At 55.2% G+C, this 16,674-nt stretch carries 15 protein-coding genes and 1 tRNA gene; 11 read left to right on the top strand and 5 right to left on the bottom strand.

Annotation, left to right across the window (positions count from 1 at the left end):
• Positions 1 to 110 precede the first annotated feature (110 nt).
• From hisD to ACFIO0_RS07065, 6 genes are all read left to right on the top strand, one after another.
• Positions 111 to 1,418 carry a histidinol dehydrogenase gene (gene hisD / locus ACFIO0_RS07090; RefSeq protein WP_390914651.1) on the top strand — a complete coding sequence of 436 codons (1,308 nt, stop codon included), beginning with the start codon at positions 111 to 113 and terminating at the stop codon, positions 1,416 to 1,418.
• A 2-nt stretch (positions 1,419 to 1,420) separates the two neighbouring features.
• Positions 1,421 to 2,176: an SDR family oxidoreductase gene (locus ACFIO0_RS07085; RefSeq protein ID WP_390914650.1), complete on the top strand. Its 756-nt coding sequence runs from the start codon at positions 1,421 to 1,423 to the stop codon at positions 2,174 to 2,176.
• Positions 2,173 to 3,180 (top strand): alcohol dehydrogenase catalytic domain-containing protein, encoded by a 1,008-nt coding sequence (locus ACFIO0_RS07080; protein WP_390914649.1) that lies wholly within the window; start codon positions 2,173 to 2,175, stop codon positions 3,178 to 3,180. The genes ACFIO0_RS07085 and ACFIO0_RS07080 overlap by 4 nt, the downstream gene beginning before the upstream one ends.
• 6 nt (positions 3,181 to 3,186) lie before the next feature.
• Entirely contained in the window at positions 3,187 to 3,693 is a 507-nt protein-coding gene (gene comD, locus ACFIO0_RS07075; RefSeq protein WP_390914648.1) for a sulfopyruvate decarboxylase subunit alpha, read from the top strand.
• The gene (gene comE, locus ACFIO0_RS07070) at positions 3,690 to 4,244 is read left to right on the top strand and encodes a sulfopyruvate decarboxylase subunit beta (RefSeq protein ID WP_390914647.1); all 555 of its coding nucleotides are present in this window, start codon (positions 3,690 to 3,692) and stop codon (positions 4,242 to 4,244) included. The genes comD and comE overlap by 4 nt, the downstream gene beginning before the upstream one ends.
• A gap of 122 nt (positions 4,245 to 4,366) precedes the next feature.
• Positions 4,367 to 4,960 carry a gamma-glutamyl kinase gene (locus ACFIO0_RS07065; protein ID WP_390914646.1) on the top strand — a complete coding sequence of 198 codons (594 nt, stop codon included), beginning with the start codon at positions 4,367 to 4,369 and terminating at the stop codon, positions 4,958 to 4,960.
• On the opposite strand, the gene ACFIO0_RS07060 is transcribed toward ACFIO0_RS07065, so the two are convergent.
• The 3 genes from ACFIO0_RS07060 to guaB all read right to left on the bottom strand — a co-directional run bounded on the left by ACFIO0_RS07060 (position 4,961) and on the right by guaB (position 10,047).
• Positions 4,961 to 7,264 (bottom strand): ATP-binding protein, encoded by a 2,304-nt coding sequence (locus tag ACFIO0_RS07060; protein ID WP_390914645.1) that lies wholly within the window; start codon positions 7,262 to 7,264, stop codon positions 4,961 to 4,963.
• 123 nt (positions 7,265 to 7,387) lie between these two features.
• Complete coding sequence (locus ACFIO0_RS07055; protein WP_390914644.1) at positions 7,388 to 8,548, bottom strand: RsmB/NOP family class I SAM-dependent RNA methyltransferase; 1,161 nt, start codon at positions 8,546 to 8,548, stop codon at positions 7,388 to 7,390.
• 50 nt (positions 8,549 to 8,598) lie between these two features.
• Positions 8,599 to 10,047 (bottom strand): IMP dehydrogenase, encoded by a 1,449-nt coding sequence (gene guaB, locus ACFIO0_RS07050; protein ID WP_390914643.1) that lies wholly within the window; start codon positions 10,045 to 10,047, stop codon positions 8,599 to 8,601.
• Between the two features lie 135 nt (positions 10,048 to 10,182).
• Between guaB and speB the strand changes: the two genes are divergently transcribed.
• From speB to ACFIO0_RS07030, 4 genes are all read left to right on the top strand, one after another.
• Complete coding sequence (gene speB, locus ACFIO0_RS07045; RefSeq protein WP_390914642.1) at positions 10,183 to 11,142, top strand: agmatinase; 960 nt, start codon at positions 10,183 to 10,185, stop codon at positions 11,140 to 11,142.
• 168 nt (positions 11,143 to 11,310) lie between these two features.
• Positions 11,311 to 13,356: an ASKHA domain-containing protein gene (locus tag ACFIO0_RS07040; protein WP_390914641.1), complete on the top strand. Its 2,046-nt coding sequence runs from the start codon at positions 11,311 to 11,313 to the stop codon at positions 13,354 to 13,356.
• Positions 13,353 to 14,192, top strand: coding sequence for a methyltransferase domain-containing protein (locus tag ACFIO0_RS07035; protein WP_390914640.1), 840 nt, complete (start codon positions 13,353 to 13,355; stop codon positions 14,190 to 14,192). The genes ACFIO0_RS07040 and ACFIO0_RS07035 overlap by 4 nt, the downstream gene beginning before the upstream one ends.
• 52 nt (positions 14,193 to 14,244) lie before the next feature.
• A tRNA-Gly gene (locus tag ACFIO0_RS07030) sits at positions 14,245 to 14,318 on the top strand.
• A gap of 492 nt (positions 14,319 to 14,810) precedes the next feature.
• Here ACFIO0_RS07030 and ACFIO0_RS07025 read toward each other — a convergent pair.
• On the bottom strand, positions 14,811 to 15,113 hold the full coding sequence (locus ACFIO0_RS07025; RefSeq protein WP_390914639.1) for a hypothetical protein: 303 nt from the start codon (positions 15,111 to 15,113) through the stop codon (positions 14,811 to 14,813).
• Positions 15,114 to 15,485: 372 nt separating this feature from the next.
• Here ACFIO0_RS07025 and ACFIO0_RS07020 point away from each other — a divergent pair, with 372 nt between their 5' ends.
• Complete coding sequence (locus ACFIO0_RS07020; RefSeq protein ID WP_390914638.1) at positions 15,486 to 15,725, top strand: hypothetical protein; 240 nt, start codon at positions 15,486 to 15,488, stop codon at positions 15,723 to 15,725.
• 459 nt (positions 15,726 to 16,184) lie between these two features.
• Here the strand turns inward: ACFIO0_RS07020 and ACFIO0_RS07015 are convergent, their stop codons facing one another.
• Entirely contained in the window at positions 16,185 to 16,460 is a 276-nt protein-coding gene (locus ACFIO0_RS07015; protein ID WP_390914637.1) for a hypothetical protein, read from the bottom strand.
• Positions 16,461 to 16,674: the final 214 nt, after the last annotated feature.

Genomic DNA, 16,674 nt, shown 5'->3' with positions numbered 1-16,674 from the left:
AGCGCTTGCAAAGCATTTGAACACCGCCTACACCGACGTCAAGCAACGGCCATGCGATCATTCATTTGCATCAGGCCCGACACGAAAAACAAACTATAGGATTGTGAACTATGGCGCGCGACTATCTTAAAAAAGCCTCTAAGACTTCTATGACCGACGCGGGCGACGTGCGTGATACGGTTCAAACCATCTTGAATGATATTGAGGCTGGTGGCGACAAAGCCGCACTGGAATACGCCGCGAAATTCGACAATTACGATGGCGCTGTAATCTTGTCGGCCGAAGACATCGAGGCGGCCGCCGCTTTGGTCCCACAAAAGCTAAAAGACGACATCGCCTTTGCCCACGACAACGTGCGCCGCTTTGCCGAAGTCCAAAAATCAACCATGACCGATGTCGAACTGGAAATCGTTCCAGGCCTGATCGCAGGTCAAAAAGCGATCCCTGTGCGCGCCGCAGGTTGCTATGTTCCGGGTGGTCGCTACAGCCACATCGCCAGCGCAATCATGACAGTCACAACCGCCAAAGTTGCTGGTTGCGAACACATCGTTGCCTGCTCACCTCCGCGTCCAGACGTCGGAATAGCGCCGGCAATTGTGTATGCTGCAAACCTGTGTGGCGCTGACAAAATCCTCGCTATGGGCGGTGTCCAGGGCGTAGCGGCAATGACCTTTGGTCTATTTGATCTGCCCCCGGCAGACATTCTCGTCGGCCCTGGCAACCAGTTTGTGGCCGAAGCAAAACGTATTCTGTTTGGCCGCGTTGGCATCGACATGATCGCAGGTCCAACCGACAGTTTGATCCTCGCGGACGCCACGGCAGACGCGCACATGGTCGCAACCGATTTGGTATCACAAGCCGAGCACGGTTATAATTCTCCGGTGTGGTTGGTCACAGATGACCACGCGCTGGCGGTAAAAGTCATGGAAATGGTGCCAACTTTGATCGCTGATTTGCCGGAACTGAACCGTCAAAACGCCGAGGCCGCGTGGCGCGATTATGCCGAGGTCATCGTTTGTGCGGACCGCGAAGAAATGGCCGCTTGTTCGGATGACTACGCGCCAGAACATCTTACCGTTCAGGCCGAAGATCTCGATTGGTGGCTTGAGCGCCTGCAATGCTACGGGTCGCTTTTCTTGGGCGAAGAAACCACCGTGTCGTTTGGCGACAAAGCCTCTGGCACGAACCACGTTTTGCCAACCTCGGCCTCTGCAAAATACACTGGCGGCTTGTCCGTTCACAAATACATGAAAATCGTCACGTGGCAGCGTTCAACCCAAGAAGGATCACGCGACGTGGCCATTGCGACAGCCCGCATTTCGCGCCTTGAGGGAATGGAAGGCCACGCCCGCGCCGCAGATGCGCGCCTGTTCAAATACTTCCCCAAAGAGAACTTCGATTTGACGGCGGAAGACTGATCATGGCAACCCCGCTCTTTGATATCAGCGGCAAGGTCGCTTGCGTCACCGGTGCCAGCAGCGGTTTGGGTCGCGCAGCGGCACTGATGCTGTCAGCGGCTGGTGCCAAAGTTGTGGGCGTCGCACGTCGCGAGGACGCGTTGACAGCGTGGCAAGCCGAAGCCATCGGCGAAACAGCGATTGTCACCGCAGACCTGGCTGATCGCTCGGCGCTAAAAGACATCGCAGCGGCGGCCGCCCTGCCCTTTGGCGGACCTGATATCTTGATCAACGCCGCCGGTATCAACACACGGCAAAATGCCGATGACGTGGATAACGCTGGCTGGGACATGACGCTGAACCTGAACTTGTCCGCACCATTTTTCCTTGCACAAGCAATGGTGCCAGCAATGAAGTCCAAAGGCTGGGGCCGCATCGTGAACTTTGCCTCACTGCAATCTGCCCGCGCATTTCCAAACGGCATCAGCTATGGTGTCTCCAAAGGTGGCGTCACACAAATGACCCGCGCCATGGCACAAGCATGGTCCGCGCACGGCATCACCGCAAACGCAGTTGCACCCGGTTTTTTCCGCACAGAACTAACAGCGGCGGTGTTCAATGACGCTGAATTGGCGCAACGCAATGCGGATCAAACCTGCATCGGACGCAACGGCGAACCTGCCGATTTAGACGGCCCGCTGATGTTTTTCTGCTCGGATGCGTCGGCCTATGTCACTGGCCAAACCCTGTACGTCGACGGAGGATATACCGCAAAATGAAAGCACTCGTTTACACCGATGTTGAAACGCTGACCTACCGCGATGCCGACATGCCCAAACCCGCCAAAGGCCAAGTGTTGGTCAAGATCATGGCGTCGGGCATTTGTGGATCTGACATGCATGCGTTTTTGGGCCATGATGAACGCCGCCCCGCGCCCCTGACCTTGGGCCACGAAGCCGCTGGCATTATCGTGGGTGGCGACGAAGACGGGCGCCGCGTCACGATCAACCCCTTGGTGTCCTGCGGGAAATGCCCGGCCTGCAAAGAAGGGCGCACCAATCTTTGCCCCGAACGCATGATCATTTCGATGCCACCGCGCGAAGGTGCGTTCGCCGAATACGTCTGTATCTCGCGCAAAAACCTTGTGACCATTCCCGACGATGTGTCATTCGAAAAAGCCGCACTCGCTGAGCCATTGGCCTGTGGTTGGCATGGTGTTCGACTGGCGCAGCACGCGATTGGCAAACCACTGGCAGAGCTGAATTGCCTGGTCATTGGTGGTGGCGCGATCGGTGTTGGCGCGGCCCTGTCGTTGTTCGCCTTTGGTGCCCGCAACATCGCGTTGATCGAACCAAATGACCTGCGCCGGGAAACTCTTTTGAACATCCAAGGCTTTGCGGCTCTTGCCCCACACGACGCAGAAATCCCAGCGCTTGGCACCGTCGACATCGTGATCGACGCGGTCGGATACGCGGCAACCCGCGCCGATGCCACTGCCTACGCACGCCCCGGCGGCGTCATCGTGCACATCGGTTTGGGCGAAGCGACGGGTGGTCTCGACATCCGGCGTATGACCTTGCAGGAAATTACGTTCATCGGCACCTACACTTATACGGCGCGCGATTTTATCGACACCGCCACAGCGATTTTCCAAGGCAAACTTGGATCGTTGGATTGGACGCAATCGCGCACTTTGTCCGACGGCCAGGCTGCGTTCGAAGACATTCGTGCCGGCCGTGTCGCCGCCCCAAAAATCATTCTTATCCCTGAACACGAGGAGTAACCAAACGTGTCCATCAGTTCAAAAATCGTTGATGATTTCATCGCCAATGGCGTTGACTTCATTACGACTGTGCCTTGCAAACAGCTCGCGGGTGTTATCGACGAAGTCGAAGCGCGTCCGGAGATTTTCCACATCCCGTCTAACAAGGAAGACGAAGGTATGGGTCTGTGCGCTGGTGCATTCATGGGTGGCAAACGCCCTGCGATCATCATGCAAAACACTGCAATCGGTGTGACAATCAACACGCTGGCGACCCTGATCCAATACTACCGGATGCCGCTGCCGATGCTGATTTCGTACCGCGGCGAGCTGCGTGAACCGGTTGCGTGTCAGGTCGAAATGGCCGTGCACACCAAAGCGTTGCTGAACCAGATGAACATTCCGACGTACCATTTTCACAAGGAATCGGATGCGGACGAATTGGATGCGATCCTGAAATACACATTCATGTGCAACAAACCTGTGGCGATCCTGACGGATGCGTCCTTTTGGGGAGGCTACGGCGACCAATGATCCGTTCAGAAATCCTGCGAGAAATCGCCCCGATCCTTCGTGACCAACTGATTGTTTGCAACATCGGTCTGCCCAGCCAAGAGCTGCACATGATTGACGATCAACCGTCTAATTTTTACATGCTCGGCACCATGGGCCTGTCATCATCCATCGGTTTGGGTCTCGCCTTGGCGCAAGACAAAACCGTGATTTCGATTGATGGTGACGGGTCTGTTTTGACCAACTTGGGCACCCTGCCAACCATCGCCAACAATGTCGCTGACAACTTTATTTTGTTGATCATCGACAACGGATCCTACGGATCTACTGGCGACCAGCCGACCTATGCGGGCAAGTTGACCAAGCTTGAAGCCGTGGCAACAGCCTGCGGATGCGAGAATGTTGTGACCTGCCAAGACGTCGACACCGGCAAAGTTTTGCAAGCCGCAATCGACAGCAAGAAAATGACCATTATCGTCAGCAAATGTGACAGCGGCAACATCAAGCTGCCGGTTATCACCAAAGATCCCGTTGTGATCCGCGACCGGTTCATGACAGCTGTCGCTAGTTAAAGCGCCGAAATTTGTTAGACCGCCCGCACTACTGTTGCGGGCGGTTTTCTTTTGCGCGGTTGCATCTGCTGGCCGGCTTGCGCAACATACGCGCAGTCAAAGTCATAGATCAGGCGCGTCGAATGCTTATTTTTTACAAAGAACGTCTGGCGTTTTTGTCCGTTCCTAAAACTGGCACAACTGCATATGAAAACGCCTTGCGGGACCGCGCAGATTTGGTGATCTCTGAACCACCAATGCTGAAACATGCACCGGTTTATCGCTACAATCGCTTTATCCGACCAATGTTTGTGAATGTTTGCGATGTCGAACTGGAATTGATGGCAGTCATGCGCGAGCCGATCAGCTGGCTGGGCAGTTGGTGGCGGTATCGGCAACGACCGTTCATGAAAGACAAACCCAACACCACCCATGGCATCAGTTTTGACGATTTTGTGTTTGCCTACATGAAGGGTAAAAAGCCAGGTTTTGCCGACGTCGGCGCGCAGTCTAAGTTCCTCGAAGCGCAGCCAAACGGCACCGCGGTCACGCATCTATTTAAATACGAAAATCAGGACAAATTGCAGAATTTCCTGACTGAACGCCTCGGTGTGACGTTTGATTTGGAGCGCGAGAACGTGTCCCCCTCGATCAAACAACACCTGTCATCAGACGTCGAAGACCGGTTTCGTCGCAAGTTTGCCGATGAATTCGCGCTGTATGACAGCATCGAATAATCAATGCAGTTGCTGATGAACGGTCTCTGTTAGGTCGTTCAACGAAAATGGTTTTGGCAAGAACACCGAGTTCGGGATTTTGCTTTGTGCTTCGCTGAATTTTTCTTCTGCATAACCGGATACAAAAACAACCCGCACATTCGGGCGCTCTTGCAATGCTTCGCGGACCCAGCTTGGGCCATCTTTGCCCGGCATAACCACATCGGTCACAAACAAATCTACGTTAAGTGACGAATCCTCCAATGTTTTCAAAGCGGCCTCGGCTGAGTCCGCTTCAAGCACAGTGTACCCACGCAATCGCAGTGCGCGGCTGGCGAACGCACGTACAGGTGCTTCGTCTTCGACCAACAAAATAACGCCGTCACCTTGTTTTGGTGCTGTAAATTTCGACGCGCGGGGCGTTGTGACAACCGGTGTTGCGATGTTGTCCAAGACCGGGAAAATCAGCGTAAAGCACGTACCTGAACCGACCTCACTGTCGAGAAAAATGTAACCGCCGCTTTGCTTAACGATGCCGTAAGCCGTTGATAACCCGAGGCCAGTTCCCTCGCCTGTCCGCTTGGTTGTAAAGAATGGTTCGAACACTTTTTGACGTTTGTCCGCAGGAATCCCAACGCCATGATCCGTCACTTTCAACATCACATATTCACCAGCAGGCACGGATGCGCGATCACGATCCATCGGCACACTAAGTGACAAACGTTCGGTTTCGATGTGAATTTCGCCACCCTCTGGCATCGCATCACGCGCATTTACCACAAGGTTCATCAACACTTGTTCCAATTGCCGTTTGTCCGCACGGATGGACTGCAAAACCGGATCGTGCGTCAGTGTCAGGCTGACCTTTTCACCAACCAAGCGGTTCAACAAATGCGTAAGATCAGCAAGCGTATCGCGCATGTCCAACACTTCGAGACGCAAAGTTTGCTTGCGAGAAAACGCCAAAAGTTGGCCGACAAGCGCAGCCGCACGATTGGCGTTTTGGTTAATTTGCATCAGGTCGCTATAGTCAGCGTCCCCCTGATCATGCCGCAAAAGCAGCAGATCACAGTGACCAGAAATCGCCGTCAAAAGGTTGTTAAAGTCATGCGCGACACCACCCGCCAATTCGCCGATGGCTTGCATTTTCTGGCTTTGGACAAACTGTGCTTCAAGGGTTTTCAGCTCGGTTGCATCGGTCAAAACCGCGACCAAAGACGATGCGCCTTCTTCCGTTACACGGCTCAGGGCAACTTGCACGAACATCTCTTTGTCCGCGCGCTTCAGGCGCAAGAATTCAGAATGCTGAACTGCGCGACCAGAGATCGTTTCCTGCAACCAATCCGTGATAGGACGACCTAATCCTTCCATTAATTCAGATAGATGCACGCCGATCTTCAACTCGTCGCCGATCAGGCCGATGGCTGAGGCGTTGTGCGCTGCCACATACCCATCCGGTTCAATCCGCAACAACGGAACCGGCAGATCGTCAAATGATGACCAAACATTATCGGCAGCATTTTGTGCCGCCGGCAAGAAATACAGCGCGCGCCGTCCGACACCGGCCTCAACCTCGGCGATCTGAACCTTCATCTCGCCGGTTTCTGTCGAAATATCGCACACAGCACCGTTTACCAAAGGCGTGTCACCCAACAGTTGTTGCAATGATTTCACGCGGCGGCCAATCAGCTTTCGAACGGCGTCATTCATGAACAAGACCGCACCACTACGACCGATCATCATCATCGGCAACAACGGCCCGTCACTGCCACGTCCAGCCGCAGGTTCCGGAACATCCTCAAACCGCCACAGGAATGAATCCGTGCCCATGCGATGGACCGACAACCGCACGTGGCCTTTGCGGGTCACAACGTCTTCGCGCGCAGCACCGTCTTGTTCTGCCGCAGTTTTCAGGCGGAAAATAATTCCACCAGGATTTGCAAAAGTCGCACGCAAAACCCCAACAAGCGTGTCGCCCATGGGCATGTCAAAACGCTTTTCCGCCGATTTATTGAATGACTTTACCGCACCATCATCACTAACGACAAAACTAGGCGATGCATCTTTGGCGATGAAATCTGCAATCACGTCTTGCGCAGACTCGCGGGTGGTTTGGCGACGATGCGAAAACGCGACCATCAGCACACCCAAGATCAGTAATGTTACAGACGAAACGCCCAGCCCAAGCTGCACATCACCATTCGGTGCCAACAGGGCCATTGCCCCCATCAAAACAGCAGCAATCAGCAGACTACGCATCCGCGTCATGCCCTTTTCGGACAGACGGCTAACGGCCCCGGTCGTTAATGCACGGTCTTGCAACATAGCCCCCTAAATTCGACTCAGCTTGTCTCTTGTGGCGCAAAAACGGTTAATCCCGTCTTAACCACCGTTGAGACGGTGGCATTGCGGCTTTGGCTGAGCTATCTTCTAGGTTGAGTGTGGCGGTTAAATCACGCGCGTCAAGTGTGCATGGAAAAATCCGTCACCCTCTGGGCTAACATTTATGCGCGATTGTTGGGTGCATTCCCATCCGGAATTACGGCCCAAAAAGGCTGCAACGCGGTCTTCGTTTTCGCATTTCAACACCGAACATGTGGCGAAAACCAAGGTTCCACCTGCTCCGACAAGCGATTGAACTTGATCAAGAATTTCATCCTGAATGGTGGTCAGTTCGTTCAAACGCTCAGGCGTTAAAACCCATTTGGCTTCGGGGCTGCGACGCCATGCACCACTCCCGGAGCAAGGCGCATCAACCAGCACGATATCGAATGGACCTTCGCCTGCCAGCAAGTCCGTCGCCAGCAATTTTATCTGCGCATCCGCCCGTCGCGCACGATCTGGCAGGTCCCGCATCCGGTCAAAATCGATGTCATGCGCCACGACATTTCGCTTTTGCGCCGCCATTCCCAGTGACTTGCCGCCGCCGCCAGCACAGTAGTCGAGCACCTTTTGGCCCTCGGGCAGCGCGCTTACCACCGCTTGACTGGCCGCGTCTTGCAACTCGACCAAGCCCTCTTGGTAGCATTCCGAATTGCGCAGCTTACGCGCGCCTTCGGTGATCGTGAGGGCGATGTCACACAGCGGATTTGGCAGTACCTCGACGCCCTCATCGGCCAACAAAGATGTGACTTGCGAAGGTGAGGTTTTGGCGCTGTTCACACGCAACGTGATCGGCGCACGGGATTTGAGGATTTGCGCCACAGACGCGGCGGTGTCGCCAAGTGCTGTCTTGAATTCAGCAATCAACCAGTCGGGCAAATCCCAAACGTCTGCCGCATCAACCGGCTGAGCCGTGATTGCGCGTTCTTCGTCGCTCAGCGGCGTGGGCGCGTGACCTTCGCCGTGAAACAAGGCGTCCAGATCGTCACCTTGATCACTCAATCTGCCGAGCATCAGCGCGCGTCCGGTTTCACCACCACCGCGCACCGCATCAGAGCGCCGGTTGCGCACCACGCCAAACACGTAATCGCGCACCGCGGCACGGTCCTTGGACCCGGCAAAGCGACTGCGACGCGCCCAAGTGGTCAGCGCCCTTTCGACAGGCTGACCGTCCGCGATCAGATCAAGGACATCAATGGCTGCGGCCACGCGTGCGCCGGGCGTCAAAGACCTGCGCCTGAATTAAGGTTGGTCCACAAGCTCATGATATTGCTGCCTTACATTACTCTGTAGTTGGGAGATTCCCGTGTGATCTGCACATCGTGCACGTGGCTTTCTTTTAGGCCAGCACCGGTGATTTTGACAAAATTGCAGTTCGTGTTCATCTCGGCGACTGTGGCGCATCCGGTGTATCCCATCGCCGCGCGCAGGCCCCCGACCATCTGGTGGATGACCGCGCTGACCGTGCCTTTGTAGGGCACTTGGCCTTCGATGCCTTCGGGCACCAATTTGTCGCTGGCTGCGTCTTTTTGGAAATAACGATCTGCGGATCCTTGCGCCATCGCCCCAAGTGAGCCCATGCCGCGATAGGTTTTAAAAGACCGGCCCTGATACAAGATCACGTCGCCCGGTGACTCGTCCGTGCCCGCGATCATTGATCCGACCATCGCGCAGGTTGCCCCGGCTGCAATGGCTTTGGCAAAATCACCAGAAAATTTGATGCCGCCGTCTGCGATGACTGGAATGTCACCGGCTGCTGCGGCGCAATCCATGATCGCGGTCAACTGCGGAACACCAACGCCTGCGACCATGCGTGTGGTGCAAATAGACCCCGGTCCGATGCCAACTTTGACCGCGTCCGCGCCCGCATCAATCAAGGCGCGTGTTGCCTCGCCGGTGGCCACGTTGCCAGCGACAACCTGCACGTCAGGAAACATATCCTTGGCGCGTTTCACCGCAATCGCAACACCTTCGGAGTGACCGTGGGCGGTATCGATCACAATCATGTCGACGCCTGCATCGACCAGCGCCTCGGACCGGGCAAAGCCAGCATCCCCAACTGTGGTCGCCGCCGCAACGCGCAAACGGCCAAGATCATCCTTGCAAGCCGTCGGGTTCAGGACCGCTTGTTCGGTGTCTTTAAGGGTCAAAAGCCCTGTCAACACGCCTGCCCCGTCAGTGATCAGCAGCTTTTCGATGCGGCGGGCTTTCATCAGGCTGATGGCTTCGTCGCGGTCTGCCGGTTCGTGTAGGATCGCCAGGTTATCGGTGCTCATCATCACCGACACCGGCGTGTCATCGTCTGTGGCAAAGCGCATGTCGCGGTTGGTCACGATGCCCACAACGCGGCCAGACCCGTCAACCACAGGAAACCCCGTGACCCGGTAGCGTTCTTGCAAGGCTTTGGCATCGGCCAGCGTTTGATTGGCTGTCAGCGTGATCGGATTGTAGACGATCCCGCTCTCAAATCGTTTGACGCGGCGAATTTCGCGGGCTTGTTCTTCGATGGTCAGATTGCGGTGCACAACGCCGATGCCGCCAGCTTGGGCCATGGCAATCGCCATGCGACCTTCGGTGACGGTGTCCATCGCAGAGCTGAGCAGCGGGATGTTCATACTGATCGATTTGGTCACACGCGTGCGCGTGTCGGCCGTAGATGGCAGGACGCTAGACGCACCCGGAACCAGCAAAACATCATCAAAGGTGAGAGCCTCACGAATTTCCATATCGTACCTCGAATAGGAGTGTTCATTTGGCGGTTTCCTATTTCACGGCTTGGCGGAAAAGAAAAGAGGCGCAGGCGATTGATCTGCGTGTTTTGTTGACGCAGTCTGCGACAAACGGATCAAGGGACGGATAAGATGAGCAAACATGGCTATGATGCAGGACGGCTGGACCTGCCGTTTGTGGGAATTGCGACCTTTGGAAAGCGGCCATATATCGCCGACTGGGACAAGATTGACGCCGATGTTGCCGTGCTGGGTGCGCCCTACGATGCGGGCACGCAGTATCGGTCCGGCGCGCGATTTGGCCCACGTGCTGTGCGCGAGGCATCGACCTTGTTCAGCTTTGGCCACGCCGGGGCCTATGATCACGAGGACGACGCAACCTACCTGCCTGCCGACGTACAAATCGTCGACATGGGGGATGCGGACATCGTGCACACAGACACGGAAAAAAGCCACGACAACATTGAAACGGGTGTGCGGGCTGCTTTGGCGGCCGGTGCCCTGCCCGTCACCATTGGCGGTGATCATTCGATCAACATCCCCTGCATTCGTGCCTTTGACGATCACGATGACATCCACATCCTGCAAATCGACGCGCATCTGGATTTTGTCGATGAACGCCACGGCGTGCGGCACGGGCACGGCAACCCGATGCGGCGCGCAGCAGAACAGCCCTATGTCACCGGCTTGACCCAAGTCGGCATCCGCAACGTCAGCTCCACCGCGCGCGAAGGCTATGAAGACGCGCGCGCCATGGGCTCCGACATTTTATCGGTGCGCCAAATGCGCGAATTGGGCCCACGCGCCACAGCTGAACGCATCCCGAAAGGCGCACGTTTGTACATCACCATCGACATCGACGCATTTTGCCCGTCCATCGCACCGGGCACAGGCACGCCCAGCCACGGCGGGTTCTTGTACTACGACGTGCTGGAGTTGCTGCAAGAGGTGTCAAAGCGCCACGAGATCGTCGGCATCGATCTGGTCGAAGTGGCACCAGATTATGACCCCTCAGGCTCGACCGCGATTTTGGCAGCGCAGGTCTTGCTGAACTTACTCGGGTTCATCTTTCATGCGCGCGGTGTGGATTGAGTATTTAAGATCAGAACAATCGTTGGGCGGACCGGCGATTGGATTCATAGTCTTTATGCGCACAATGACGCCATTGAAACGGTTTTTGCCGCTCTTTGGCTTTCGCTTTTTGGCGCGCCTTCTATGCTTTGGCAAAACAATGCCCAGAAGCAACAATAGGCCACATTCATGAGCAGCGATCCACTTGTCGTTTTCACCCCTTCGGGCAAACGCGGTCACTTTCCACTGGGCACACCCATTCTGACGGCCGCGCGCCAATTGGGGGTCGATCTGGATTCCGTTTGTGGCGGGCGTGGGATTTGCTCAAAATGTCAGATCACGCCCAGTTATGGTGAATTTTCCAAGCACGGTGTGACGGTTGCGGATGACGCCTTGTCCGAGTGGAACAGCGTCGAGCAGCGCTACAAAGACAAGCGCGGTTTGATCGATGGGCGCCGTTTGGGGTGCCAAGCTGCGGTTCAGGGCGATGTGGTGATTGACGTGCCACCGGAATCCCAAGTGCACAAACAAGTCGTGCGCAAACGGGCCGAGGCCCGCGACATCACGATGAACCCCTCGACCAAGCTGTATTACGTCGAGGTGCAGGAACCCGACATGCATGATCCATCGGGCGATCTGGAACGGCTGCGCATTGCGTTGCGTGAACAATGGCAGTTGGAAAACGTGCATGCGGACTTGCACATCATGCAAGTCATGCAGCCGGTTTTGCGCAAAGGCACGTGGAAGGTCACCTGTGCCGTGCATTTGGGTGATGACGAAAACGCGCCGCGGATTATGCACATTTGGCCCGGATATTACGAAGGTACGGTGTACGGCCTTGCCGTCGATCTGGGGTCAACCACCATCGCCGCGCACATGTGCGATCTGCAAACCGGCGAAGTTGTGGCGTCCTCTGGCATCATGAATCCGCAGATCCGATTTGGCGAAGACCTGATGAGCCGCGTCAGCTATTCGATGATGAACGCAAATGGCGCGCAGGAAATGACCAACGCCGTGCGCGAAGGCATGAACGCCCTGTTCACCCAGATCAGCATCGAGGCCGAGATCGACAAAGCCTTGATCGTCGACGCCGTGTTTGTGTGCAACCCGGTCATGCACCACCTGTTTTTGGGCATTGATCCGTTCGAACTGGGTCAGGCGCCGTTTGCTTTGGCAACATCGGATTCACTGCGCCTGCGGGCTGACGATCTGGAACTGAACATTCACCCCTCTGCCCGCGTCTATCTGCTGCCGTGCATTGCCGGTCACGTTGGGGCAGACGCCGCCGCTGTAGCCTTGGCCGAAGCGCCGGATAAATCGGATGATCTGGTTTTGGTGGTCGACGTGGGCACCAACGCGGAAATCCTGCTGGGGAACAAAGAAAAAGTGCTGGCGTGTTCATCGCCTACCGGCCCCGCCTTTGAGGGCGCACAGATCAGTTCAGGCCAGCGCGCTGCCCCCGGCGCAATCGAGCGCGTGGAAATTGACGCGGTCACCAAGGCCCCGCGCTTTCGCGTCATCGGCTCGGACATCTGGTCGGACGAAGACGGGTTTGACGCGGCAATCGCATCCACCGGCGTCACCGGAATTTGCGGATCGGGCATCATCGAAATGGTCGCTGAAATGCGCCTTGCGGGCATCGTCGACGGCCCGGGCCTGATCGGCAGCCCCGCACAAACCGGATCAGATCGCTGCTTTATTGACGGGCGCACGTACTCCTATCTAGTCTATGACGGCTCTGAAAAAGGTGGCCCGAAGTTGACGGTGACCAACCGCGACATCCGTGAAATCCAGATGGCCAAAGCCGCGCTTTATTCCGGCGCGCGCTTGTTGATGGACAAATTCAACGTCGAATCTGTGGACCGCGTTGTGCTGGCGGGCGCGTTTGGTGCACACATCAGCCCCAAACACGCGATGGTCCTCGGCATGATCCCCGACGCGCCTTTGGACAAGGTTACCTCCGCTGGCAACGCTGCCGGCACAGGCGCGCGCATCGCCCTTTTGAACCGCGACGCACGCACCGAAATCGAGGCGACAGTGCGCGCGATCCACAAAATTGAAACCGCGATTGAGCCTCGGTTCCAAGAGCATTTCGTGAATGCGTCGGCGATCCCGAATTCAGTCGAACCTTTCCCGATCTTGAATTCCATTGTCACGATCCCGACGGCGACATTCAACACCGGCGGCGGTGGCAATGGCGAAGACGGCGGACGCCGTCGCAGGCGCCGCGGATGACTGAAAACTTCGATCAAGCCGACTATTGGTCATCCGATGCGGGCCAAAAATGGGTCGCGCAACAAGCGGCAATGGACACGTTGCTCGGGCCGGTTTTGGACTTGGTGTTGCGCCATGCGAATTTGCAAACGGGCAACCATGTCTTGGATATCGGCTGCGGCGCGGGCACCAGCACATTGCGTGCGAGCGAGCTTGTTGGTGATGCGGGACATGCAACAGGCCTCGACATTTCCGAAACGTTGTTGGCGCAAGCCGCAGTGGCACGAGATGCGCCAAACGTCACTTGGTTGCTGGCCGACGCGCAATCCCACGCGTTTGAAACAGGCAAGTTTGACGCCGTGATTTCACGCTTTGGGGTGATGTTTTTTGCGGACACAACAGCGGCGTTTTCAAACTTCGCACGCGCGGTAAAACCCGGCGGAACAATCACGATGGCCGCGTGGGCATCTGCCGCAGACAACCCGTGGTTCATGATCCCGGCCGCGGCATCACGAGAGATTTTGGGACCCATGGCCAAGACCGACCGCACCCTGCCCGGCCCCTTCGCGTTTGAAGACGCGGACCGGATTATCCCGATGCTAGAGGCCGCCGGATTGCAAAACGTCACTTGCACCACGCATCAGATCGCGCTGACTGGCCACGGCAGTGCACACGACGCCGCCGAGCTGTGCTGTATCATCGGGCCTGCGGACAATGCGCTGCGCCACTTTGAGGCCTCGCCTGATCAAAAGCTGGCTTTGCGTGATGATATCGCCGCCCGTTTTGCCACGCACGAAATGACACGAGGCCTTGAGATTCCGGCGTCCATTCACCTCTATCAAGCGCATGTAAAATAGATCGCGCCTGCTTGACCCCAAAGCGACAATCGCCTAATTGCACCCTTGGTGCGCGGGTATGGTGAAAAGGTATCACGGCAGCTTCCCAAGCTTTAGTTACGAGTTCGATTCTCGTTACCCGCTCCAAATTTTCATACAACTACTTGATAAAAATCACTTAAATTTATGAGAAGTGCCTTTTTTACCCTTTTTGCACCCCTTTTTAGATTCATAAAATGTTCAAAGTGCGACAAGTTGTTTCAATGCGTTTCGGCCTACGTGGGATCGTACGCATTTTCACCTTCAGATCACAATCAAACATCATGGGGACGGTTTCATGAACGCCATAGTGCTGACACACTTCGCAACCCAAGTGAATGCTGACAAGTCCCCGCGAAACAAATGGAACTCTGCCAGAATGATTTAAGAGAAAATTCATTCTATGAACACTTTATTGGATCTTCAGCGTTTAATTTCGTCTGGCTCGATCTGGAGCAATCGAGTGAAGGTGATTTCGTGTTTCAACAGGCTTCCAGTCGCAAATTTTAGGATTGATCGCTCCCTCATTGTCGGCTCTCACAGACCAAAGGATCGCTTGGGTGATGTCGGCATCATCGGGCATTGCAGGCCGAGACCCCATCATAAAGTAACGGTGGTTTCACTCAATGGCACCCTGCTTGAGATCAACATCAAAGCTAGGAACGACAGATTCAATACGACGTTAAACGGTGCGCCCACTAAAACGGATGCGGTAGAATCCGTGCAAAACCGAACCCATGCGGCGATTTGCGTTACTTTTGCTGCAGCGTCAGGGACTGCTGCTGCAACATAGGTTCCCAACGCCCACAGCATACCGCCCAATCCGGCAGTTAGCCCGCCGGTAATAGCCACAAACAGGGGCACGGGCACCGTCAGGTTAGGTTGCAGGCTATTTAGTACCATCAATGACGAACCTCTTGATGATCTAAGGATCGAGCTGTTCTTTCCCGCAGATCAGGAAAGCGCCGATTGGCTGGTATCGATGCAACTGCGATGATGTCGTGGTTTTGCCCAAACTGGTAAACCCGGCTCAAACCGGACCTTCACCCTGGCGTCAAGCGCCGCGTTGCAGCTTCACCAGACCAGCCGTTCGCTGCGGGTGCTCGATTTCAATCGTGTCCGACGTCCGCTCTGTGGACGAAGCTGCCGTTAGGCACACAGTCACGAAGGGCCGCTTCTTTCGAGATTTCCGTGTCTGACCCAACCGACGCGGCTACCCTGATGTACGCAGAGATGTTATGCTGCGCAGATGAAGTCAGCAAGGAACTCATTGATATGACCATAGAAATCAAAAAAATCGAAGACCATGAAGCGTGGGCAAAGGTTGTCAAAGCCGCGAAGAAAGTTGAAGACTCTTTTCCCGAGCCAACTTTACAATATAAAGATATAGAAACGCGATGGCCAAGTGATCATCACGTGATTATCGGAATGCGAAATGAGACCGAAAAGGCAAGAGCGGGTTTCGTGCAGAAGGGTCAAGTATTCGTTGATCGTGTATTTCAAGTACCTTGGTAACATTGAAGCACCAACGTTGTGATATACCTCGCCCCATTGCGGACATTGGCGATCCTTGCCAATGCTGCAGAGCAGCGGGTCGAAGCGGTCATTCGAGTTCAATCAGTCAGTTTACGTTTCCTAAAAAACAGTACCCCCCCGATCAATGGCCGAGGGCTTACTGTTTTTTTATGAAGACACTTGACGAGAAGTTTCTTCATTATCTTATACGCATAAGGCTTGCGCGGCTAGGCATAAGGTCGGGTATCTTGCTTGGCTGCTCTGGATTTGGCGGGTCCTCGTTATAGCCATAGTGCTTGCCGTCGACGCGGGCTTTGGGGACAGCTGCAAACGGCCCTCAAAGCGCTGCACGGCCCGTTGCAGGCGATCCACGACGCTTTTGCGTTCTTGTATTCAACGTCAAAATACTTTGAGCACCAACACGCATTGGTCATCGCGCGAAGGGTCAAATCCTGTTCATCAGCTTTGGACATTTTCTCGGCGACCAGAAAAGCTTATGGATCTTTGCCCGCCTCTAAAAGGTTGCGCAGGTTTTCTGCCTGCGCGCGCATCGCCAAAGGGCAATCGTGATACCGAGTCAAGCGTTGTTGTCTTGCGCTTGTTTTGGGTCGAGTAGACAAAAATGAAGCTACCACTGGTCGCGCTGCGTTTCCAAAAGACCAAATTGCCCCCGTCGGAATGCTTGCCGATTGGCAGGCTCTTGAGCTTGGCGTGATGCAATTTATTGAGTGCCAATTGATACCCTTTTTATTACCCTTTTTGAAAAGATCGGGGTTGATTGCGGTTGACCAGCGTGAAAAGCAATCTTGGGATTTAGTCAAATATTTTCAGAGCTTTACACTTGTTACTTCATGTCAAAAGCGATCAACGTAAATCGACACAACTTAACATAACCATGGCGTTACCCGCTCAAATCGATCACTCAACGCTTTGAAAATATTCAATTGCA

Origin of the sequence: Pseudosulfitobacter sp. SM2401 (assembly GCF_042932805.1) — a bacterium.
Lineage (GTDB): Bacteria > Pseudomonadota > Alphaproteobacteria > Rhodobacterales > Rhodobacteraceae > Ascidiaceihabitans.
Note: the sequence above shows the minus strand (reverse complement) of the source record. Positions and strands in the feature narration are given on the sequence as shown.